The organism is Pseudomonas sp. FSL R10-2964 (assembly GCF_009600035.1).
GTDB classification, from domain to species: Bacteria; Pseudomonadota; Gammaproteobacteria; order Pseudomonadales; family Pseudomonadaceae; genus Aquipseudomonas; species Aquipseudomonas bubulae.
In genome coordinates, this window is record NZ_WIWH01000153.1 from 1 (window position 1) to 253 (window position 253).

Consider the following 253-nt stretch of genomic DNA (forward strand, 5'->3'; position numbering starts at 1 on the left):
GCCGGGAGCTGCGCCGCAATCGAGATGTCTGTGGCGGCTACTCGGCCCACGCGGCCCAGCAGCAGATGCAGGCTCGCCGCCAGGTGTGTCGACCGAAGCGAAAGCTGTTGCGGGGTGGTGAGCGCTTCGAGTTGGTGGCGCATATGCTCCGTGAGCGTTTGTCTCCCGAGCAGATTGCCGGCAAGCTGCGCAGCATGAACATTCCCAGCCTCAGAGATGCCTACGTCTGTCGCGAGACGATCTATAACGCGAT

Annotated in this window: 1 pseudogene; it reads left to right on the top strand. The window is 62.8% G+C overall.

The annotated features are described in order from the left end of the window. Window positions 1-253: pseudogene (locus tag GHN92_RS23740) on the top strand (IS30 family transposase); the annotation flags it as partial.